Raw genomic sequence first — 20239 nt, 5'->3', positions numbered from 1 at the left:
CGGAGCCTCGCAGCCGTGCTGACCCCGATCGGCCCCTCGGGCCGGTCGGCCACGCGGCGTGCCGGGCACGCGGCGCGGCCCGCATCCCCCCGGTGCCCTCCTCGGGGCCGGTGGGCCGAAGTCACGCCTCCCGGCGCGATCCGGGTCACGCGCCGCGACCCCGGGCCGCCGTACTCCCGGGGCAGCGACCGGACCACCGGCCCTCCCCGGGGGCCGTCCAGGGGACCAGGGGTACCCGGAGAAGCCCGCCCGGGAAGCGGGGTGTCACCGGGAGCCCGGCCGTCGGGGCCCGAGAGAGCCCGCAAGGCCGAGCGGTGCGAGGGGCGCGGCGGAGAAGGGTCAAAGGGCCAGGCGCAGGGCGCGGAGCAGCGCTTGGGCACGGGGTGCCGCCGGGCCCCGCCCGGCGCCCCCAGAGGCCCGGCCGGGAACGGGTGTCACCGGGAGCCCGCCCGGCCACCGGGCCGGGGCCCGAACGGGACCGGGAGCCCGCCCGGAGACCTGGGGCCCGGCCTTGCAACCGGAGGCCCGGCCTTCCAACCGGCGGGGGCCCGCCCAGCCACCGGGGCCCGGCTCCGCCCCGGCGTCCGCCGGACGGAGTCCGGCGCAGCGACCCGAAGCCCGTGAGGCCCGCCAGGGCCGAGCGGTGCGAGAGGCGCGTCAAGAAGGACGGTGCCCCGCCAGGGCCGAGCGGTGCGAGGGACGCGGCGGAAAAGGTCAAAGGGCCAGGCGCAGGGCGCGGAGCAGCGCTTGGGCGCGGGGGTCGGCCGTGACCGACTTGGCCAGGGCGTTCGTGACGTAGCCGAAGCCGATGCCCGCCTCCGCGTCCGCGAACGCCAGCGAGCCACCCCGCCCCGGGTGGCCGAACGACGCCGGGGACAGCAGCGGCGAGGCCGGGCCGTGCAGCATGTACCCCGGCCCGAAGCGGGTGTTCACCACCAGCACCCGGTCCGGGCCCGACGACAGTTCGCGGGACGCCAGCGCCGTCGTCCGCGGGTCGAAGAGTCGGGCGCCGTCCTCGGTGTCCCCGAGCAGCGCCGCGTAGAACCCGGCCAGCGCCCGTGCCGTCCCGATCCCCGCCGAGGCCGGAAGCTGCGCCGCCCGGTACTCGGGGGCGTTCTCGTCCGGCAGCGGGTCGATCGCCGAGAAGGCGCGCCGCGTCAGCGACTCCGGGTCTGCGTACGCCTGAGAAACGTTCCTGCGCGGTCGCGTCCGCAGCGCGCCCGCCGACTCCGGCGGCTCCACGGCCGCCACCCGCCCCACCCGGCCGGCCGCCGCCTCCGCTTCGGGCAGGCCGATCCAGAAGTCCAGCCCCAGCGGGCCGGTGACCTCCCGGGCCAGCCAGGCGCCGATCGACTCCCCGGTCACCCTCAACACCAGCTCCCAGAGCAACCAGCTGTAGGTCTGCGCGTGGTAGCCGTGCTCGGTGCCGGGCTCCCAGAACGCCGGCTGCTCGGCGACCGCCCGCGCCCCCGAGACCCCGTCGACGGCCTCGGCCGGGCTCAGCGGCCGGTCCAACGCCGGTACCCCGGCGCGGTGGGCGAGCAGGTCCCGTACGAGTACGCGCTCCTTGCCGCCCGCCTTGAACTCCGGCCAGTACGCCCCGACCGGCGCGTCCAGGTCCAGCAACCCCCGCTGGTGCAGCAGCAGCGGCACCGCCGCCGCCACGCCCTTGGTCGCGGACCGCACCACCTGCGCGGTCTCCGCCCGCCAGGGTTCGGTCCCCTCCGCGTCCTTCGTCCCGGCCCAAAGGTCGACGACCCGGCGCCCGTCCCGGTACACGGCGACGGCCGCGCCCCGGTCACCGAGCACCTCGAAGTTGCGTACGAAAGCCTCCCGGACGGGCTCGAAGCCCTCCGCCACCTCACCCTGGATGTTCACGAGCGGTCCAACAATCGGTCGAAGGTACTTATGCCACGGCGGCCGGCAGCGTCACCGACCGAGGGTCGAAGCCGAACGGCAGCTCCAGCCGGTGGGCGCGCATCAGCTCCTCGTCGCACAGCAGGTCCTGCGTGCGTCCGTCGGCCGCGATGACCCCCTCGCTGAGGACCACCGCGCGCGGGCACAGTTCCAGCGCGTACGGCAGGTCGTGCGTCACCATCAGCACCGTCACGTCCAGCGAGCGCAGGATGTCCGCCAGTTCGCGGCGCGAGGCCGGGTCGAGGTTGGAGGAGGGCTCGTCCAGGACGAGGATCTCCGGCCGCATCGCGAGCACGGTCGCCACCGCCACCCGGCGGCGCTGCCCGAACGACAGGTGGTGCGGCGGACGGTCGGCGAAGGCGGCCATGCCGACCTGCTCCAGCGCCTCCGTCACCCGTGCCTGGAGTTCCGCGCCCCGCATCCCGGCCGCCGCCGGGCCGAAGGCCACGTCCTCGCGCACCGTCGGCATGAACAGTTGGTCGTCGGGGTCCTGGAAGACGATCCCGACGCGCCGTCGGATCTCGGCGAGGTTCCGCTTCTCCACGGGCAGCCCCGCCACCGTCACCGCGCCGACGCCACCGCCCAGGATGCCGTTGAGGTGGAGGACGAGGGTGGTCTTGCCCGCGCCGTTGGGGCCGAGCAGTGCCACCCGTTCACCGCGCCCGACGGTCAGGTCCACGCCGAACAGGGCCTGGTGCCCGTCGGGGTAGGCGTACGCGAGGCCGGAGACGTGCAGAGAGGGTGCGTCGGTGGTCACAGCGTCCATCCCATCAGGCAGACGGCGAGTGCCGTCACCGGGAGTGCGGCCGAGTACGCCCACTGGGCGCGCGAGGCCGCGATGTCGTCGATCACCGGCATCGAGCCGGTGTAGCCGCGGCTGATCATCGCGAGGTAGACCCGCTCGCCGCGCTCGTAGGAACGGATGAAGAGCGAGCCGGCGGTCTTCGCCAGCACCCCCCAGTGCCGGACGCCGCGCGCCTCGAAGCCGCGCGAGCGGCGGGCGATGGACATCCGCCGCAGCTCACCGGTGATCACGTCGCCGTACCGGATCATGAAGGTGGCGATCTGGACCAGCAGCGGCGGCAGTTTCAGCCGCTGCATGCCGAGCAGCAGCGCACGCAGTTCGGTCGTCGACGCGAGCAGTACGGAGGCGGCCACGCCGAGGGTGCCCTTGGCGAGCACGTTCCAGGCGCCCCAAAGGCCGGAGACGCTCAGCGACATGCCGAGCACCTCGACCCGTTCGCCCTGTGCCACGAAGGGCATGAGGACCGCGAAGGCGACGAACGGCACCTCGATCAGCAGCCGGCGCAGCAGGAAACCGGCGGGGATACGGGCCACCGCCGCGACCGCGGCGAGGAGGGCGGCGTAGAGCGCGAACGCCCACACGGCCTCGCGCGGTGTGGAGACGACGACCACCACGAAGGCGAAGGCGGCGGCGAGCTTGCACTGCGGCGGCAGCGCGTGCACGGCCGAGTGGCCGTGACGGTAGAGCTTGTGGCTGTGTCCGGCGCCCATGTCAGTTCGCCGCGGGGGCGGTCGGGGCGGGGGTGGTGGAGGTGGCCGTCAGGTCCTCGGCGCGCCGGCGGCGCACGGTCCAGAAGATCCCGGTGCCGACGACGACGGTCGCGCCGACGCCGATGACGCCCGCGAGACCGCCGGAGAGGCGGGTGTCGGTGACGTCCTTGACGCTGTAGTCGGCCAGCGGGGAGTTCGCGGCGGCGTGCTGCCCCACCTTGCGGTCGATGCCCTTGTCGGCGGCGACCTTCTCCAAACCGTCCGGGCTGGCGGAGGCGTAGTAGGAGACGAAGCCGGAGAGTACGAGGGCGGTGACCAGGCCGGTGATCCACACGGGCTTGGTGGAGCGGCGTCCGGCGGCGGGCGTCGCGGCGGCGGGGGCGTCGACCAGTTCACCGCCGACGCGCAGCTTGAGCGGCGTGCTCAGGCCGCGCGCGCCGTACACCAGGTCGGGGCGTACGGCGAGCACCGCCCCCACCGTCGCGGCGGTGATGGCGGCCTCGCCGATGCCGATCAGGACGTGCACGCCGACCATGGCGGTGAACACCTTGCCGAGCGGTACGTCGGTGGTGCCGCCGAGGGCGTACAGGAGGGTGAACATGACGGCCGCGCCGGGCACGGACAGCAGGGCGCCGGTGAACGCGGCGACGGTGACCGAGCGCCGGCTCTTGGGCAGGACCTTCACCAGGACGCGGAACACCGCGTAGGCGACGACGACGGTGACGACGGCCATGTTCAGGATGTTGACGCCGAGGGCGGTCAGGCCGCCGTCCGCGAACAGCACGCCCTGCATGAGCAGCACCACGGACACGCACAGCACGCCGGTGTAGGGGCCGACGAGGATCGCGGCGAGTGCGCCGCCGAGGAGGTGTCCGCTGGTGCCGGCGGCGACGGGGAAGTTCAGCATCTGCACGGCGAAGATGAACGCCGCGACCAATCCGGCGAGCGGCGCGGCCCGCTCTCCGGCGGAGCCCGCCGCCCCCGAGTGGCCGGCGAGCTCCCGGCGGGCGCCGCGGAGGCTGATCGCCACGGCTCCGGCGGCCGCTACACCGGCGGCTACGGAGACGGGGGCATCGATGAAGCCGTCGGGCACGTGCATGGGTTTCGCTCCGCTTCCTGCGGTTGACTCGCAACACTCTTTAGCCGTTCAAGAATAGTGCCCTGTTGCAAACCGTTGGCAAGAGCGCTCACCGCACAAGTAGAAGCGAGCGGTTTCGTGGGAATGTGCGAGGCTGGAGGGCGTACGGACCCATATGTCCCGATATGGAGGAGTCTTGGAGATGTCAGCCACCGCCGAGAATCCCCACGCCACCGTCACCACGACCGCAGTCGAGGAACGGGTCCGCGCCCGTGTCATCACCGACGATCCGCTCTACCGCGCCGTTCCGGTGGCCCTGCGCTTCGTACCCCACGAGCCGCTCGCCGTCCGGATCGTCTTCCCCGCAGGGGTCTCCCCCGAAGGCACTGACAACGAGTGGGTCTTCCCGCGAGCCCTGCTGGAGGCCGGGTTGCTGGCCCCGAGCGGGACCGGCGACGTACGCATCTGGCCCTGCGGCCGGGTGCAGGTCATCGTCGAGTTCCACGCGCCCGAGGGGGTGGCCGTCGTCCAGTTCGACAGCGCCGCGCTGCGCCGCTTCCTGCGCCGTACGTTCGCGTCGGCACGCTAGGCCGCGCCGGCCGCCGAGAGCGGAACGGCCCCGCCCCGCCTGATCGCCAGGCGGGGCGGGGCCGTTCGTTCACCCGGGCGGCGGAAGGCCGGGTCAGGCGTTGACGAGTTCCCGGTCCTTGTCGGGACCGGCGGGCTCCCCGAGGTGCTTGCGCAGGCTCTCGCCCTCCACGTCGACGTTCGGCAGGAGCCGGTCGAGCCACTTCGGCAGCCACCAGGCCTTGTGTCCGAGCAGCGCCAGGACCGCCGGGACGATGGCCATGCGGACCACGAAGGCGTCGAAGAACACCGCGACGGCGAGACCGAAGCCGATCATCTTGATCATCTGCTCGCTTGCCCCGATGAAGCCGGAGAACACCGCGATCATGATGACGGCGGCGGCCACGACCACCCGCGCGCTGTACTGGAAGCCGGTCACGACGGCCTGCCCGGGGCGCTCGCCGTGGACGTACGCCTCACGCATCCGGGTGACCAGGAAGACCTCGTAGTCCATCGCCAGGCCGAAGACGACGCCCACCATGAAGATCGGCATCATCGACATGATCGGACCGGTCTGCTGCACCCCGAAGAGCGAGCCGAGCCAGCCCCACTGGAAGACCGCGACGACCGCGCCGAGGGCCGCGACGACCGACAGCAGGAACCCGAGGGCCGCCTTGAGCGGAACGAGGATCGAGCGGAACACCAGCATCAGCAGCAGGAAGGCGAGACCGACGACGAGCGCGAGGTAGGGCACCAGCGCGTCGTTCATCTTCTGCGAGAAGTCGATGTTCATCGCGGTCGCGCCGGTGACGAGGACGTCGTCTCCGCTGCCGTCGCGGATGGTGTGGACCAGCTTCTCGGTCTCGGTGGAGGACGGGCGGTCCTTCGGGATCACGTTGATGATCGCCGCGTCGCCCGCCTTGTTGGGCATCGGCGGGGTGACCACGGCCACGCCGTCCAGACCCTTGATCCGGTCGACCGTCTTGTCCGCGAGCGCCTTGTCGCCGTCCACGACCACCATCAGCGGGCCGTTGAAGCCCGGGCCGAAGCCGTCGGACAGCAGGTCGTAGGCCCGACGCTGGGTGGTGGAGACCGGCTGGGCGCCGTCGTCCGGCAGGCCCATCTCCAGCTTGCCAGCCGGGATCGCGATCGCGCCGAGGCCGATCACACCGGCCAGCAGCACCAGGACCGGGCGGCGCAGGACGAAGCGGGCCCAGCGGGTGCCGCCGTTGGCCTTGGGCTCGGCGCCGGCCGGCTTGCCCTTGCCGAACAGCCTGCTCTTGGTCCCTGCCGGCAGGACCTTCTTGCCCGCGAAGCCGAGGATGGCGGGGACCAGGGTCAGGGCGACGAGCACCGCGATGACGACGGTGCCGGCCGCCGCGAAGCCCATCTTCGTCAGCATCGGGATGTTGACGACGGCCAGCCCCACCAGGGCGATCACCACGGTCAGACCGGCGAACACCACCGCGGAGCCGGCGGTTCCGGCGGCCCGGCCCGCGGCCTCGTCGCGCTCGCGTCCCTCGGCGAGCTCCGCGCGGTAGCGGGAGACGATGAAGAGGGCGTAGTCGATGCCGACGGCGAGGCCGATCATCATCGCGAGGGTGGAGGTGGTGGAGCCGAGGTCCAGCACGTTGGCGAGCGCGGTGACGGAGGAGACGCCGATGCCCACGCCGATCAGCGCGGTCAGCAGCGGCAACCCGGCCGCGATCAGCGAACCGAAGGTGACGACCAGCACGACGGCCGCGATCAGGATGCCGATGACCTCGCCGGAGCCGGTCTCGGGCGCCGTCATCAGCGCGTCGCCACCGATCTCGACGGTCAGCCCGGCGGCCTGGGCGGCGTGGCCCGACTCCTTGAGCGAGTCGCGGGTGGCGTCGGTCAGCTCCATGCCGCTGACCTTGTACTTGGCGCTGATGTAGGCGGTACGGGAGTCCTTGCTGATCGCCTTGGACTGGTACGGGTCGTCCACCGAGGCGATCTGGGAGGCGCCGGCGCCGCCCTTGAGGTCTGAGACGATCTTCTCGACCTGGGCCTTGGGAGCCGGGTCGGTGACCTTGGCGCCGTCCGGTGCCTTGATGACGATGCGGGCGGTCGCGCCATTGGCGGTCATGCCCGGGAAGCGCTGCTCCAGCAGGTCGAAGGCCTTCTGGGCCTCCGTGCCGGGTATGGAGAACGAGCCTGAGGTGGGGGCGGACGCCGACGCCGCGCCGAAGCCGGCGGCGAACAGCAGTGCCACCCAGACGAGGGCGACGAAGCGACGGCGCCGGAAGGCGCCCCTGCCGAGTCGGTAGAGGAAGGTGGCCACGTCGGTGGTTCTCCCGTTCGGGTCGTGGAATGGGTGGGGGCGCCGTGAGGCACCCCCCGAGGGCATGGAGAGCCGGCCCGACGACGAGAGCGGCGTGTCAGGAGCAGCGGACCCACCCCGGGGAGGGTGGGGAGGGATCAGACGCCGAGGGCGGGGAACACCACGGCATCGATGAAGCAACCGAGGAAAGCCCGGTCCACCGAGCGGTCCTCGATCAGCGGGAGCGCGATGAACGCCCCGATGAGCATGTGCGGTACGAAATCGAGCGCCGGACAGTCCGGTTCGATCTCCCCGCGGTCCACCGCGCGCCGCAGCATCGCCTGCAGGCCGTTGATCTCGGGGTCCACCAACAGGTCCCGCAGCGCCTTGTGGAGCTCCGGGCTCTCGTGGACGGCGTGGGCCAGGCCCCGCATCAGGGCGGTGTCCTTGGCCATCTGCGCGTCGTCGGAGTGCTCGACCATGAGGGCGAAGTCCCCGCGCAGACTGCCGGTGTCGATCTCCCGGAGGGAGACCGGCTGGGTGCACCGCAGGGCCTTCGCGACCAGCTCCGGCTTGCTCCCCCACTGGCGGTAGAGGGTCGCCTTGCTGGACTTCGTACGGGCGGCGACCGCGTCCATGGTCAGCGCCTCGTAGCCGACCTCGCGCAGGAGGTCGAGGACCGCCCCGTGGAGTTCGGCTTCCCGTTCGGGGCTGATCCGGGTGCGCCGCGACGCGACCTCTTCGATCATCTCCGGGCCTCCCATCCGAACGAAACGGTTTCGTACTCCTCAGACCATACCCCCGACGCCATCGAAACGAAACCGTTCCGTTTCGATCGGCCGCGTGGCATGGATCACCTGTACGAGTTGCCAGGGCCCCTCCGCGCGGAAAGCATTGGGGGGTGAGTCACGACGGCGCGTACCTCCGATATCCGCACCTGCACGACGACCTCCTGTGCTTCGCCACGGAAGACGACCTCTGGGTGGCGCCCCTCGTCCCACCCGGCGCCGCCGCCGGACGGGCCTGGCGCATCACCGTCGACCGGACGCGGGTCGGGCACCCGCGCTTCTCCCCCGACGGCAGCCACATCGCCTTCACCACCTGGCGCAGCCTCGACCCCGAGATCCACCTCGCCCCCGTGGACGGCGGGCCCGCCCGCAGACTGAGCTACTGGGGCTCCACCGACACCCGTGTCTGCGGCTGGACCCCGCCGGACAAGGACGGCCGCAGCGACATCCTGGCCGTCTCCTCGCACGGCCAGCCCTTCTCCTACTACTCCTGGGCCTACTGCCTGCCCACCGACGGCAGCCCCGGCGGTCGGCTCCCCTGGGGCCCGGTCTCCGACATCGCGGTCCAGGACGTCCCCAACGGGAACGGCGCCCCCGAGCGGCGCACCCTCCTGCTCACCGGCAAGCCGCCGCACGAGCCCGCGGCCTGGAAGCGCTACCGGGGCGGCGCCACCGGCCGGCTCTGGCTGCACGGCACGCGCCTGTTGGAGGACATCGAGGGCCACCTCGACTCCCCCATGTTCGTGGACGGCCGGATCGCCTTCCTCTCCGACCACGAGGGGACCGGCAACCTCTACTCCTGCCTGCCCGACGGCACCGACCTGCGGCGCCACACCGACCACGAGGAGTTCTACGCCCGGCACGCCTCCAGCGACGGCACCCGGGTCGTCTACCAGTGCGCGGGCGACCTCTGGCTCGTCGACTCCCTGGCCGCCGACGCCGCCCCGCGAAGGCTCGACGTCCGCCTCGGCGGCCCGCGCGCCGGCCGGCGCTCGTACCAGGTCCCGGCCGCCAGCCACGTCGACTCGCTCTCCGTCGACACGACCGGGCGGGCCAGCGCCGTCGTCGTACGCGGCAGCCTGTACTGGCTCACCCACCGCGACGGGCCGGCCCGCACCATCGCCGACACCCCGGGCGTGCGCGTGCGACTGCCCGAGATGCTCGGCAGCGCCGGGCAGGTCGCGTACGTGACCGACGCCGAGGGCGAGGACGCCGTCGAGATCGCCTACCTGCCCCGCGCCTCCGGGCCGCGGCAGCCGCGCCGGCTGGCCTCCGGGAAGCTCGGCCGCGTCCTGGAACTGCTGTCCGACCCGGACGGCGAGCGGCTCGCCATCGCCTCCAACGACGGACGGCTGCTCCTCCTCGACGCCACCGAGGAGTCCGATGGCGAGGTCACCGAACTGATCCGGTCCCTCAACGGGCCCGTCAACGACCTGGCCTTCTCCCCCGACGGCTGCTGGCTGACCTGGTCGCACCCCGGCATCGGGCGTTCGCTGCGCCAGATCAAGATGGCGCGGATCTCCGGCCCGGGCCCCCACACGATCGTCGACGTCACCAACGGCCGCTTCGAGGACGAGAACCCGGTCTTCACCCGAGACGGCCGCTACCTCGCCTTCCTCTCCTGGCGCGGCTTCGACCCCGTGTACGACGTGCACACCGGCGACCTGTCCTTCCCGCTGGGTTGCCGCCCGTACCTGGTGCCGCTGTCCTCGGCGACCCCCTCGCCCTTCGCCTTCACCCCCGACGGCAGGCCCGCCGCCGGCGGACTGGACCCGGTGGAGGGCGAGTCCGGCGAGGGCGACGGCGCGGTCACGGTGGAGGTCGAGGGGCTGGAGAGCCGGGTGACGCCCTTCCCGGTGTCGGCGTCGAAGTACTCCGCCCTCTTCCCCGTGCACGGTGGCGGACTGGTCTGGCTGCGCTGGCCGATCTCGGGCGCGCTCGGAGAGACCTTCGCCAACCCGGCGGACATGACGGGCAAACCGACGCTGGAGTACTTCGACATCACCAAGGCCCGCAAGACCGAACTGGCCTCCGGGCTGGACTGGTTCGCGGTCAGCGGTGACGGCACCCGGCTGGTCGTCAACGACGACGGCGACCTGCGGGCGGTCCCGGCGACCGAGTCGGGCGACAGCGACTCCACCGTCTACCTGGACCTGCGGCGCATCCTGCACGAGGTCGACCCCGCTGCCGAGTGGCGCCAGGCCTTCGAGGAGGCGGGCCGGCTGATCCGCGCCTACTTCTGGGAGCCGGACATGTGCGGCATCGACTGGGACGGGGTGCTGCGCCAGTACCGCCCCCTGGTCGAACGGGTCGCCTCCCCCGACGAGTTCGCCGACCTGATGCGCGAGGTGCTCGGCGAGCTCGGCACCTCGCACGCCTACGTCTCACCCGCGCGCCGCAACGAGGGCCCCCCGCACTACCAGCGGGCCATCGGCCTGCTCGGCGCCAACCTCGTCCCGCGCGACGGCGCCTGGACCGTCTCGCGCATCCTGCCCGGCGAGTCCTCGGACTCCAAGGCCCGCTCCCCGCTCGCCGGCACCGGCATCCGCGAGGGCGCGGCCCTGACCCACGTCGACGGCCGCGCGGTCGATCCGGTGACGGGTCCCTACCCCCTGCTGTCGGCGGCGGGCGGCACCACGGTGGAGTTGACCTTCCAGCCGGCCGAGGGCGGGGGCCCCTCCCGCCGGGTCGCGGTCGTCCCGCTCATCGACGAACGGCCGCTGCGCTACCAGGACTGGGTGTCCAAGCGGCGGGCCGTGGTCCGGGAGCTCAGCGGCGGCATGTGCGGCTACCTCCACATCCCCGACATGGGCGGCTCGGGCTGGGCCCAGTTCAACCGGGACCTGCGGATGGAGATGTCCCGTCCCGCGCTGATCGTGGACGTGCGCGGCAACGCGGGCGGGCACATCAGCGAGCTGGTGGTGGAGAAGCTGACCCGTTCGATCCTCGGCTGGGACCTCACCCGCAACGCGCAGCCGGTGTCCTACGCCTCCAACGCGCCCCGGGGACCGATCGTGGCCCTGGCCGACGAGGCGACCTCCTCGGACGGGGACATGATCACCGCGGCGTTCAAGCTGCTGGGGCTGGGGCCGGTCGTCGGCCAGCGCACCTGGGGCGGCGTGGTCGGGATGACGGGCCGGCACACCCTGGGCGACGGCACGGTCATCACGGTGCCGATGAACGCGGCCTGGTTCCCGGAGTACGGCTGGTCGGTGGAGAACCACGGCGTGGAGCCGGACCTGGCGATCCTGCGCACCCCGCTCGACTGGGCGGAGGGACGGTACGCGCAGCTGGACGACGCCGTTCACCTGGCGCTGGAGCTGCTGGAGCAGGACCCGGCGGCGGTCCCCCCCGGCTACGAGGACGTCCCGGACCTGCGCCGCCCGAAGCTGCCGCCGAGGCCGTAGGCATGCGCGAGGGGCGCGACCCGCCGGAACGGGCCGCGCCCCTCGGCGCGTCTCGGGGCGCCTCGCCAGCGCTCGGTGGCTAGGCGTCCCAGGGGTCGTCGAACTCGTCGCGGACCCTGTCCACCCGGCGCCGCCCCTGGGCGTTTAGGTTCTGTTCCATCGGGTCCCGGGACTTCCCGCCGGGCTGAGACGTCTCCTCCCGCTCGCGCGGTTGCTCCTGCTCCCCGCGCCGTTTCGCCTCGTCGTGGAACCGGTCCTCGATGCCCATGCTGTCCGCTCCGTGAGGGGTGTCGGTGGTCGGGCACCGACCAGACTGGCACGGGCGCACAAAGGCCGCATTTCGAGTCAGTCGCGCCGGGTTCCCGCCGTCCGCTCCTGCTCGTCGGCGGCTCCCCCGGCGCCCACCAGACCCCGGGGAACACCGGCCAGCCGAGGCTCGAAGCGCCGCATCTCCCGCTGCCCGCCGGCCGCTATGACCGCCGGCAGGTAGCCCCGTACGCCCTGCATGCCCCGCAGCCACCACTGCGCGTACACGTGCGGCGAGCGCCGCTCGATGCCGGCCACGATCCGGTCGACGGCCGGTCCCAGCGGGTACGTGCGGTTGGCCGGCCACGGCAGCCGACCGCGCAACTCCCGCATGACCTCGTCCCGGTCGGCGCCCCGCACCATGTCCGTGTCGGTCCAGGAGAGGTATCCGACGCCCACCTTGACGCCCTTGTAGCCGACCTCGGCGCGCAGGCAGTGCGCGAAGGCCTCCACCCCGGACTTGGAGGCGCAGTACGCCGTCATCATCGGCGCCGGGGTGATCGCCGCGAGGGAGGCGATCTGGAGGAAGTAACCGCGGCTCTCCGTCAGCACGGGCAGGAACGCGCGGGCGGTCACGGCCCCGCCGATCAGGTTCACCTCGATCACCCGGCGCCAGGCGTCCGGGTCGGAGTCGACGAACGGGCCGCCGGCTGCGACGCCCGCGTTGGCGACGACGACGTCCACCTTGCCGAAGCGCTCCTTGACCTCCCGAGCGACGCGGGCCATGGCCTCGTGGTCGGTGACGTCGGCGTGCCAGTGGCCGCTGTCGGTGTGCAGCCGTTCGGAGACCTCCTTGAGGGCCTCCGGCTCCAGCCCGACCAGGGCGACCTTGGCACCGCGCGCGGACAGTTTCCGGGCCAGCAGCTCCCCGACCCCGCGGGCGGCGCCGGTGACGACGGCGACCTGGCCTTCCAGACTCCTGCGAGCGCTCACGGCGTCTTCTCCTTCGGGGTGTCGAGCGGGGCGGTGCCGAGCGGGGTGGTGTCGAGCGGCGTGGTGTCGGGTCGTCGTGGTGCGGGGAGCCGGGCGGCCAGTTCCCGTATCACGCGGGTGACGGCTTCCGGCTCCTCGATCGGCGTCATGTGGCCCGCGCCGGGCAGCTCGGTGAGACCGGCGCAGTCCGGCAACGCCGCGGCGAGGGCGCGGGCGTGCGGGATCGGGGTCAGGCGGTCGTCCGTGCCGCCGATGACGGCGGTGGGCACGTCCAGCCCGGACAGGTTCGCCTCCAGGTCCAGCCCGGCGAGCACCTGCGACCAGGCGTACCGGACGCCGGTGGGGCAGCCGTGCACGATGCGGGCGCAGGCCTCGACCTGGTCGGCCGTGGCACGGCGGCCCATGGTGGCGTACTTCAAGGCCCGTTTGCCCAGGGGCGTGACGGGCCCGAGGGGAGCGCGTGATCCGAGGATCGCGCCGGTGATACGGGTCCGCGCGCGCCCGGCGCGCACCGGCAGGACCAGCGCCTCCGCGACCAGCCGCGCACTGCCGGTGCTGCACAGCAGGGCGGCGGCGACGTGCTCGGCGAACCCGGGCCGCCCGGCGGCGGCCATGATCGTCATCCCGCCCATGGAGTGGCCCGCGACGACCGCCCGCTCGCCGGGGGCGAGGGTGGCCTCCAGGACCGCGACGAGGTCGTCGGCGAGCGCGCCGGTGGTGTACCAGCGCCCGGCGGGGCTGCGTCCGTGCCCGCGCTGGTCGTAGGCGATGACCCGGTGGTCCCGGGCCAGGTCCCGCACCTGGGCGGCCCAGAACGCGGTGGAGCAGGTCCAGCCGTGGGACAGGACCACGGGCGGCGCGTCCTCGTCGCCGTGGACCTCGACGTGCAGTCGGGCCCCGTCGGCGGAGACGGCGACCAGCTCGCGCCGGGCGGCCGGGGGCGCGTACCGGCCGGAGGTGACGTACGCGGAGCGCCTCATGCCGCGCCCTCCTCGACGGAGGCGGAGGCGGGAGCGGCCTCGGGAGCCTGGGCGGGGGCCGGAACGGCGGCCGGTGGCGCGGGCGTCGGAACGGCGGCCCCGGCGGTGACGCGCTCCCGCTCCCGGACGCGCAGGACCTCGTACTCCGCGAGGTCGACCGACCGCGTCTCGCGCCGGAACTCGCCCGTCGTGCCGGGCCAGACGGTCGTGTTGCGGCCATTGGCGTCCAGGTACCAGCTGGTGCAGCCGCCGGTGTTCCAGACCGTCCGCTTCATCCGGTCCTGGACGTGCCGGTTCCAGGCGCCGACCGCCGAGGGCCTGGCGGCGAGGGCGGCCCGACCCCCGAGCACGTCCAACTGGCGCAGGTAGTCCGCCATGTAGTTGAGCTGCGACTCGATCATCAGGATCATCGAGCTGTTGCCGAGCCCGGTGTTGGGTCCGATGATCGTCATCCAGTTGGGGAAGCCGGCCGCCGTCGCACCGCGCAGGGCCCGCATCCCGTCCTTCCACGCGTCCGCGAGCGTCTCGCCGTCGGCGCCCACCACCCGGTCGGCGATCGGCATGTCGGTGACGTGGAAGCCGGTGCCGAAGATGATCGCGTCGACCTCGGTCTCGGTCCCGTCCGCCGCGATCAGCGTGCTCCCGCGGATCTCCGTCAGACCGGAGGCGACCACGTCCACATCGGGCCGGGCGAGCGCCGGGTAGTACTCGCTGGAGAGCAGGATGCGCTTGCAGCCGATCCGGTAGGAGGGGGTCAGCTTGGCCCTCAGCGCGGGGTCCTTGATCGAGCGCGCCATGTTGGCCTTGGCCAGGGACTCGATCAGCCCGAGCTGGTTGGGCCGCTTGGTGAAGGCGCTGACCTGGAGTTCCCGGATGCCCCACAGCAGCCCGCGCCGCGCGGCCCGGGTGAAGGGCAGTTGTCGGTGCAGCCAGCGCTCGGCGGTGGAGATCGCCCGGTCCGTGCGGGGCATCACCCACGGCGGGGTGCGCTGGAACAGTGTCAGGCGCTCCACCTCGGGGGCGATGGCGGGGACGATCTGGATGGCGGAGGCGCCGGTGCCGACCATCGCGACGCGCTTGCCGCGCAGGTCGTAGTCGTGGTCCCAGCGCGCCGAGTGGAAGACCTTGCCGGGGAAGTCGGCCAGCCCCGGGATCTCCGGCATCTTGGGGTCCGACAGCGGCCCGGTCGCCGACACCACCACGTCGGCGGTCAGCTCCCCGCCGGAGGTCTCGATCTCCCAGCGCAGCTCCTCGGCGTCCCAGCGCATCATCCGCACCTCGGACCGCAGCCGGATGTGTGGGCGCAGCCCGAAGGTGTCGGCGACGTGTTCCAGGTAGGCGCGGATCGCGGGCTGCCCGGAGAAGGTCCGGGGCCAGTCCGGGTTCGGTGCGAAGGAGAACGAGTACAGGTGCGACGGGACGTCGCACGCGCACCCGGGGTAGCTGTTGTCGCGCCACGTCCCGCCGACCGAGTCGGCCCGTTCCAGTACGACGAAGTCGGTGATCCCCTCGCGCCGCAGCCGTACCGCCGCGCCCAGCCCGCCAAACCCGGAGCCGATCACCGCCACCCGTACGTGTTCGCGCCCGTCCATGCCGCCCATGCCCGCCCGCCTTCCGCTTCCACTGTCCCAGCCGCACCTCAACGAACACTGCCAGCAATCACTGGCACAATCGGGAGAGTAGAGCAGCGCCGTACCCATGGGTAGGGGTCGCGGCGGGAAAGTTACCGGGGGTACGCCCTACGCTGCGCATGTGGCGGAAGAAAAGACACATGAATACCGTACGGAGGAGCTGGCCGAGGCGGCCGGCATCCCGGTTCGCACCCTGCGCTTCTACCGTGAGCGCAAGCTCCTGCCACCACCGCGCCGTCAGGGCCGGATCGCCTGGTACGACGAGCACCACCTCGCCCGGCTGCGCACCATCGCCGCCCTCCTGGAACGCGGCCACACCCTCGGCGGGATCGCCGAACTGACGGCCGCCTTCGAGAACGGCCGCGACGTCGGCCAGCTCGGTGAGCTGCTCGGCATCGGCTCGTCCGAGGAGACCCCCGTACGGCTGACGCCCGAGGCGCTCGCCGACTACTTCGAGGGGGAGGTGACGCCCGAGAACCTGGCGGCCTCCCTGGACCTCGGCTACCTCGCCGTCGACGGCGACGAGATCGTGCACGTCAGCCGCCGCCTGCTGGAGGTCTCCTCCGCGCTGGTCCGCGAGGGCGTGCCGCTGGCGGCGGTGCTGGAGACGGGCCGCCGGGTGCGCGAACACGCCGACGCGATGGCGGCCCTCTTCACGGAGCTGATCTCCGCGCACCTGCCGCAGGACGCGCTGTCCCGGCTGCGTCCGCTCGCGAAGAGCGTGGTCGAGGCGGAGCTCACCATGGCGATGGACCGCCGACAGGCCTACGACAGGGGTCAGGAGCCCAGCTCGTAGACGACCGTCACCGGGGCGTGGTCGGACCACCGCTCGGGGTGCGTCTCGGCGCGCTCCACCCACGCCTTGACGGCCCGTTCCGCGAGTCGCGGAGTGGCGACCTGGAGGTCGATGCGCCAGCCGGCGTCGCTGTCGAAGGCCCGGCCGCGGTAGGACCACCAGGAGTACGGCCCGTCGGTGTCCGGGTGCAGCACCCGCACCACGTCGACGTAGCCGGCCTCGTCGTACACCTTGCCGAGCCACTCCCGCTCCTCGGGGAGGAACCCGGCGTTCTTGCGGTTGGTCTTCCAGTTCTTGAGGTCGGCTTCCCGGTGGCAGATGTTCCAGTCACCGCAGACCACGACCTCGCGCCCGTCGGCGGCGGCCCGCACCCTGAGCTCGGCGAGGTGGGCGATGAACTCCTCCATGAACCGGTACTTCTCGTCCTGCTTCACGGTCCCCGCCTCGCCGGACGGCAGGTACAGGCTCGCCACGGTCACCCCGGGCAGGTCCACCTCGACGTACCGGCCGGAGCCGTCGAACTCGGCGCTCCCGAAGCCGATCCGCACCCGCTCGGGCGCCCGGCGCGTGTAGAGCGCGACCCCGGCCCGCCCCTTGACGGCGGCCGGCGCGAACACGGTGTGCCACCCCTCGGGCTCCCGCGCCTCCACCGGAATCTGCCCCTCCTCGGCCCGTACCTCCTGGAGGCACACGACGTCGGCGTCGGACCCGGCGAGCCATTCGACGAAGCCCTTCTTCGCGGCGGCGCGGATCCCATTCACATTCACGGTGGTCACGGTGAGCATCCCCGCACGATAGCGGGAGCGTTCCGTACGATGTTCCGATGTCTCACGGGATAACCCTCCGCGCCGTGCCGTACGACCACCCGGACGCGATCAAGCTCAACGACCAGGTCCAGCTCGAATACCAGGCCCGTTACGAGGGCGACGGCGACGCCACCGTCCTCGACCCGTTGATGTTCGCCCCGCCGAACGGCCTGTACTACGTGGCGTACGACACATCGGACGCCCCGATCGCGAGCGGCGGTTGGCGCGCCCGGGACGAGAGCCCGGAGGGCTACCTCGACGGCGACGCGGAACTCAAGCGCATGTACGTCATACCCGAGGCCCGCGGCCTGGGCCTGGCCCGCCGCATCCTCTCAGTCCTCGAAGCCGACGCCCGCACGGCGGGCCGCCGCCGCATGGTCCTGGAGACGGGCGACCGACAGCCGGAGGCGATAGCCCTGTACCGCTCCTCCGGGTACGCGGACTGCGCCAAGTTCGGCTACTACCGCGCGTACGAGTCCAGCGTCTGCATGTCCAAGCCCCTGACCCCGTAACGGGGGGCGGGGTCGGTCGGGGAACGATCCGGCCCGCAACGCAGAAGATCCCGCCCGGTCTTGCGACCGGACGGGATCTCTTGACGCTCTCGGGAGCTACCCGGGAACTGTCGTTTGTGGACCTGTGGGGATTTGAACCCCAGACCCCCTCGATGCGAACGAGGTGCGCTACCAGACTGCGCCACAGGCCCTTGCGACGTGTGAAACATTAGCATCCCCGCGCTGGTGCTCCAAAACCGGTTACCGGAGCGTCAGCGCAGGTCACCGATCACTCGTTCGCGGCGCGCGGGCGGGACTCGCCCTCGTACTGGTCGAAGAGCGGGGTGCGCCCGCGATCACGGCCGCGGGGGCGCGGGGTGGACGGGGCCGGGGACTTCTGCTCGGCCGCGGCCTTCGGGGGGCCCGGCTGGGCGCGCAGCCGGGGTTCCGTCGGCTCCGCGGTGCTGGAGCGGGTCGCGCTCCAGGCGTCGGGGGCCGCCGGGCCGGTGGCCCGGGGGGCGACGGGGGCCGTCACGTAGGTCGGCAGCGGCACCGGGACGGGCTCCCAGCTGTCGCCCCGCGCCGGACCCCGCTCCCGCTCGCGCTGCTGGTCCACCCACTCGGCGTGGTCGGTCTGTTCCACCACGGCGCGCCGCCCGGCCTCCTGCGGAGACACCGGCGGCGCGGGGTCCGGTTCGACGCCGGCCTGCGCCTCGGACTCCCGGCGGCGCGAGTGGTGTTCGCGCAGCCGTCGGGCGGCCGCCTCCGCGCGCCGGCGGTCCATGGTGAACTCGTAGCGGCGGCGTTCTTGGACCCGCAGGTGCACGATGTACGCGCTCAGCAGCAGCGCGGGGACGGCCGGCGCCCACAGGAAGCGCAGGCCGCCGACGGCGGCGACGACCGCGCCCAGCGTGAAGATCAGGAAGAGCAGCGCGGTGGTGCGCCTGCGGCGGGCGAGGACCTGGAGGCGCTGCTCGCGCCGGGCGCGCTCCGCGCGCTGCGCGCCGGCCGACCTCGGTTCCGCCCGGGTCGGGGGCACGACGAAAGCCCGGGCGTCGGCGTCCACGGAATTCACCGTTTCGGTCGCCGCGTCCGGGTCCGCGTGGGGTTGGGCTTCCGCCTCTTCGGCACCGCGCTCACGCAGTCCCTTGGCGTAACGGCGCTCCATTCCCGCCCGGCCGGAAAGCAGCCGGATGGCAGTGGAGAAGCGTTCCGTCGGACGGGCCTCGTTCAGCTCGTCCTGCCTCCGGAGCCACATGGGCACCAAGTAGGCGGCCCAGGCCCCGACAATGACTGCGTAGATGAGGCCGCTGCTGCTCACACCCCACACCGTAGAGGGACGCGGCCGCGGGGATCGGCCAATTGAGCCGGCGTGTCGCACGATCTCGCTGATATCACGGACTTTTTTTGTGATTCTTCGGATCAGGTTATGGGCGAATCGGCCAAGAATTCGAACGCTTTTGCGATTTCGCTATTTCGGAAGCCCCCGGGGTCCCTGCGAGCCCGTGGGGCCCGAAGGTCCCGCGGTCCCCGTAGGTCCCGCGCCACCCGGAGGTCTTTCCCCGTGCCTCGCCGCCACCGTGCGGTGCCAGCGGCGCAGCAGCCCCTGCGGCACCTCCTCCGCCGTGAGCGCGAAGACGAGGTGGTCCCGCCAGGCCCCGTCGATGTGGAGGTAGCGCGGACGCAGCCCCTCCTCTCGGAACCCGAGCTTCTCCACCACCCGGCGGCTCGGGCCGTTCTCCGGCCGGATGCACACCTCGATCCGGTGCAGCCCGACCTTCGTGAAGCAGTGGTCCACGGCGAGCGCGACGGCCGTCGGCATCACCCCGCGCCCGGCGACGTCGCGGTCCACCCAGTAGCCCACGTGCCCCGCGCACATCGACCCCCAGGTGATCCCGGCGACCGTCAACTGGCCGACCAGCCGCCCCTGGTACTCGATGACGAACGGCAGCATCCGCCCCGCGTTCGCCTCCGCCCTCAGGTGACGCACCATCTGGCGGTACGTCGGCCGGTGGACCACCGGCCCCCACGGCGCGGGCGGTGGGATCGTCGCCTCCCACGGGCGAAGCCAGTCGCGGTTGCGGCGGTTGACCTCGCGCCAGGCGCGCTGGTCGCGCAGCTTTATCGGCCGGAGCGTGACATCGCCGTCCGTCAGCACCACGGGCCAGGACGGGCCGTTCAGCTCGCGCTCCCGGAGGGTCTGCCGGGGGGCGCGGGGTGGTCGCCGCCCCGGATCTGGTCGACGGCGTGCGCCAGGATGCGCTCCAGCACCGCGAGGCCGTCGCGCACCCCGCCCGTCGAACCGGGAAGGTTCACGATCAGGGTGTGGCCCGCCACGCCCGCCAGGCCCCGGGACAGCGCGGCCGTCGGCACCTTGGCCAGGCCCTCGGCGCGGATGGCCTGCGGGATGCCGGGGACCTCGTAGTCCAGTACCCGGGCGGTGACGTCGGGGGTGCGGTCGGTCGGCGAGATGCCGGTGCCGCCGGTGGTCAAGATGACGTCGTACCCGGCGGCGACGCCCTCGCGCAGCGCCTCTTCGACGGGGTCGCCGTCCGGCACCACGCGCGGCCCGTCCACGGCGAAGCCCATCCGGCCGAGGCCCTCCGCCAGCAACGGACCGCCCTTGTCCGCGTACACACCCGCCGAGGCGCGGTTCGAGGCCGTGACCACCAGCGCGCGCGGGGTGCGCACCGGCTTTTCCGCGGCACCCGGCTCGGCCGCCCACGCCTCGCCCGCCACC

General features: G+C 72.8%; 18 protein-coding genes and 1 tRNA gene. 4 read left to right on the top strand and 15 right to left on the bottom strand.

The window, feature by feature from the left end:
- Positions 1-714 precede the first annotated feature (714 nt).
- The 4 genes from ACV7NM_RS19080 to ACV7NM_RS19065 are packed head-to-tail and all read right to left on the bottom strand — an operon-like array spanning position 715 to position 4531.
- Entirely contained in the window at positions 715-1878 is a 1164-nt protein-coding gene (locus ACV7NM_RS19080; RefSeq protein WP_463411393.1) for a serine hydrolase domain-containing protein, read from the bottom strand.
- Positions 1879-1906: 28 nt separating this feature from the next.
- Positions 1907-2683 carry an energy-coupling factor ABC transporter ATP-binding protein gene (locus tag ACV7NM_RS19075; RefSeq protein WP_463411392.1) on the bottom strand — a complete coding sequence of 259 codons (777 nt, stop codon included), beginning with the start codon at positions 2681-2683 and terminating at the stop codon, positions 1907-1909.
- Positions 2671-3432, bottom strand: a complete 762-nt coding sequence (gene cbiQ / locus ACV7NM_RS19070) for a cobalt ECF transporter T component CbiQ (protein WP_463411391.1) — start codon at positions 3430-3432, stop codon at positions 2671-2673. The genes ACV7NM_RS19075 and cbiQ overlap by 13 nt, the downstream gene beginning before the upstream one ends.
- 1 nt (position 3433) lies before the next feature.
- A complete protein-coding gene (locus ACV7NM_RS19065; RefSeq protein ID WP_463411390.1) occupies positions 3434-4531 on the bottom strand; it encodes an energy-coupling factor ABC transporter permease in 1098 nt (365 codons plus the stop codon).
- A gap of 181 nt (positions 4532-4712) precedes the next feature.
- Between ACV7NM_RS19065 and ACV7NM_RS19060 the strand changes: the two genes are divergently transcribed.
- Positions 4713-5099, top strand: a complete 387-nt coding sequence (locus ACV7NM_RS19060; RefSeq protein ID WP_463411389.1) for an SsgA family sporulation/cell division regulator — start codon at positions 4713-4715, stop codon at positions 5097-5099.
- Between the two features lie 93 nt (positions 5100-5192).
- Here ACV7NM_RS19060 and ACV7NM_RS19055 read toward each other — a convergent pair whose 3' ends face one another.
- Entirely contained in the window at positions 5193-7382 is a 2190-nt protein-coding gene (locus ACV7NM_RS19055; RefSeq protein ID WP_463411388.1) for an MMPL family transporter, read from the bottom strand.
- Between the two features lie 137 nt (positions 7383-7519).
- Positions 7520-8110 carry a TetR/AcrR family transcriptional regulator gene (locus tag ACV7NM_RS19050; RefSeq protein ID WP_463411387.1) on the bottom strand — a complete coding sequence of 197 codons (591 nt, stop codon included), beginning with the start codon at positions 8108-8110 and terminating at the stop codon, positions 7520-7522.
- 152 nt (positions 8111-8262) lie between these two features.
- Here ACV7NM_RS19050 and ACV7NM_RS19045 point away from each other — a divergent pair, with 152 nt between their 5' ends.
- Complete coding sequence (locus ACV7NM_RS19045) at positions 8263-11556, top strand: S41 family peptidase (RefSeq protein ID WP_463411386.1); 3294 nt, start codon at positions 8263-8265, stop codon at positions 11554-11556.
- A gap of 79 nt (positions 11557-11635) precedes the next feature.
- Here the strand turns inward: ACV7NM_RS19045 and ACV7NM_RS19040 are convergent, their stop codons facing one another.
- The 4 genes from ACV7NM_RS19040 to ACV7NM_RS19025 all read right to left on the bottom strand — a co-directional run bounded on the left by ACV7NM_RS19040 (position 11636) and on the right by ACV7NM_RS19025 (position 15367).
- Positions 11636-11824: a hypothetical protein gene (locus tag ACV7NM_RS19040; protein ID WP_463411385.1), complete on the bottom strand. Its 189-nt coding sequence runs from the start codon at positions 11822-11824 to the stop codon at positions 11636-11638.
- Between the two features lie 77 nt (positions 11825-11901).
- Positions 11902-12795, bottom strand: coding sequence for an SDR family oxidoreductase (locus tag ACV7NM_RS19035; RefSeq protein WP_463411384.1), 894 nt, complete (start codon positions 12793-12795; stop codon positions 11902-11904).
- Entirely contained in the window at positions 12792-13775 is a 984-nt protein-coding gene (locus ACV7NM_RS19030; RefSeq protein WP_463411383.1) for an alpha/beta fold hydrolase, read from the bottom strand. Before ACV7NM_RS19030 ends, ACV7NM_RS19035 begins: the two co-directional genes overlap by 4 nt.
- On the bottom strand, positions 13772-15367 hold the full coding sequence (locus ACV7NM_RS19025) for a flavin-containing monooxygenase (protein WP_463413984.1): 1596 nt from the start codon (positions 15365-15367) through the stop codon (positions 13772-13774). The genes ACV7NM_RS19030 and ACV7NM_RS19025 overlap by 4 nt, the downstream gene beginning before the upstream one ends.
- 160 nt (positions 15368-15527) lie before the next feature.
- Here ACV7NM_RS19025 and ACV7NM_RS19020 point away from each other — a divergent pair, with 160 nt between their 5' ends.
- The gene (locus tag ACV7NM_RS19020) at positions 15528-16202 is read left to right on the top strand and encodes a MerR family transcriptional regulator (RefSeq protein WP_463411382.1); all 675 of its coding nucleotides are present in this window, start codon (positions 15528-15530) and stop codon (positions 16200-16202) included.
- Here ACV7NM_RS19020 and ACV7NM_RS19015 read toward each other — a convergent pair.
- A complete protein-coding gene (locus ACV7NM_RS19015; RefSeq protein ID WP_463411381.1) occupies positions 16184-16987 on the bottom strand; it encodes an exodeoxyribonuclease III in 804 nt (267 codons plus the stop codon). The genes ACV7NM_RS19020 and ACV7NM_RS19015 overlap by 19 nt on opposite strands.
- Positions 16988-17025: 38 nt before the next feature.
- Here ACV7NM_RS19015 and ACV7NM_RS19010 point away from each other — a divergent pair, with 38 nt between their 5' ends.
- The gene (locus ACV7NM_RS19010; protein WP_463411380.1) at positions 17026-17520 is read left to right on the top strand and encodes a GNAT family N-acetyltransferase; all 495 of its coding nucleotides are present in this window, start codon (positions 17026-17028) and stop codon (positions 17518-17520) included.
- 117 nt (positions 17521-17637) lie between these two features.
- Here the strand turns inward: ACV7NM_RS19010 and ACV7NM_RS19005 are convergent.
- The 4 genes from ACV7NM_RS19005 to ACV7NM_RS18990 all read right to left on the bottom strand — a co-directional run bounded on the left by ACV7NM_RS19005 (position 17638) and on the right by ACV7NM_RS18990 (position 20238).
- A tRNA-Ala gene (locus tag ACV7NM_RS19005) sits at positions 17638-17711 on the bottom strand.
- A gap of 77 nt (positions 17712-17788) precedes the next feature.
- Complete coding sequence (gene sepX, locus ACV7NM_RS19000; RefSeq protein ID WP_463411379.1) at positions 17789-18820, bottom strand: divisome protein SepX/GlpR; 1032 nt, start codon at positions 18818-18820, stop codon at positions 17789-17791.
- 150 nt (positions 18821-18970) lie between these two features.
- Positions 18971-19660, bottom strand: a complete 690-nt coding sequence (locus ACV7NM_RS18995) for a GNAT family N-acetyltransferase (protein ID WP_463411378.1) — start codon at positions 19658-19660, stop codon at positions 18971-18973.
- Positions 19661-19677: 17 nt separating this feature from the next.
- Complete coding sequence (locus tag ACV7NM_RS18990; RefSeq protein WP_463413983.1) at positions 19678-20238, bottom strand: MogA/MoaB family molybdenum cofactor biosynthesis protein; 561 nt, start codon at positions 20236-20238, stop codon at positions 19678-19680.
- Position 20239 lies beyond the last annotated feature (1 nt).

Source organism: Streptomyces sp. Tek67B01 (assembly GCF_055231995.1).
This window is presented reverse-complemented; position numbering and strand designations above follow the sequence as displayed.

Excerpts from the sequence above, each read along its gene's own strand:
- ACV7NM_RS19075 (WP_463411392.1), bottom strand. The coding sequence starts at position 2,683 with ATGGACGCTGTGACCACCGACGCACCCTCTCTGCACGTCTCCGGCCTC.
- cbiQ (WP_463411391.1), bottom strand. The coding sequence starts at position 3,432 with ATGGGCGCCGGACACAGCCACAAGCTCTACCGTCACGGCCACTCGGCC.
- ACV7NM_RS19065 (WP_463411390.1), bottom strand. The coding sequence starts at position 4,531 with ATGCACGTGCCCGACGGCTTCATCGATGCCCCCGTCTCCGTAGCCGCC.
- ACV7NM_RS19060 (WP_463411389.1), top strand. The coding sequence starts at position 4,713 with ATGTCAGCCACCGCCGAGAATCCCCACGCCACCGTCACCACGACCGCA.
- ACV7NM_RS19050 (WP_463411387.1), bottom strand. The coding sequence starts at position 8,110 with ATGATCGAAGAGGTCGCGTCGCGGCGCACCCGGATCAGCCCCGAACGG.
- ACV7NM_RS19040 (WP_463411385.1), bottom strand. The coding sequence starts at position 11,824 with ATGGGCATCGAGGACCGGTTCCACGACGAGGCGAAACGGCGCGGGGAG.
- ACV7NM_RS19030 (WP_463411383.1), bottom strand. The coding sequence starts at position 13,775 with ATGAGGCGCTCCGCGTACGTCACCTCCGGCCGGTACGCGCCCCCGGCC.
- ACV7NM_RS19025 (WP_463413984.1), bottom strand. The coding sequence starts at position 15,367 with ATGGACGGGCGCGAACACGTACGGGTGGCGGTGATCGGCTCCGGGTTT.
- ACV7NM_RS19015 (WP_463411381.1), bottom strand. The coding sequence starts at position 16,987 with ATGCTCACCGTGACCACCGTGAATGTGAATGGGATCCGCGCCGCCGCG.
- ACV7NM_RS19010 (WP_463411380.1), top strand. The coding sequence starts at position 17,026 with ATGTCTCACGGGATAACCCTCCGCGCCGTGCCGTACGACCACCCGGAC.